Source organism: Kocuria sp. CPCC 205260, assembly GCF_040981045.1.
GTDB lineage: Bacteria > Actinomycetota > Actinomycetes > Actinomycetales > Micrococcaceae > Kocuria > Kocuria palustris.
Genome location: NZ_JAVKPT010000091.1, coordinates 1 through 536, shown reverse-complemented (window position 1 = coordinate 536; position 536 = coordinate 1). Strand labels below are relative to the sequence as shown.

The window sequence follows — 536 nt, the reverse complement described above, 5'->3', positions numbered from 1 at the left end:
GAGATGCAGCGGTCCTACCTCGACTACGCGATGGCTGTCATCGTGGGCCGCGCCCTGCCGGACGTCCGGGACGGGCTCAAGCCGGTGCACCGGCGCGTGCTGTACGCGATGTACGACGGCGGCTACCGCCCCGACCGCTCCTTCAACAAGTGCGCCCGCGTGGTGGGCGAGGTCATGGGCCAGTACCACCCGCACGGCGACTCCGCGATCTACGACGCCCTCGTGCGGCTGATCCAGGGCTGGGTGATGCGCTATCCGCTCGCCCTGGGGCAGGGCAACTTCGGCTCCCCGGGCAACGACGGCGCGGCCGCCCCGCGGTACACCGAGACCAAGATGGCGCCCATCGCCATGGAGATGGTCCGGGACATCCACGAGGAGACCGTCGACTTCCAGGACAACTACGACGGCAAGAACCAGGAGCCGTCGGTGCTGCCGTCCCGGTTCCCCAACCTGCTGGTCAACGGCTCGTCCGGCATCGCCGTGGGCATGGCCACCAACATCCCGCCGCACAACCTGCGCGAGGTCGCGGACGGCGT

The 536-nt window shown here is 69.6% G+C and carries 1 protein-coding gene; it reads left to right on the top strand.

Annotated elements, in window-relative coordinates:
* Nucleotides 1–536 (top strand): DNA gyrase subunit A (locus RF645_RS13335; RefSeq protein ID WP_368819279.1); only part of this gene is annotated, 536 nt, incomplete at both ends.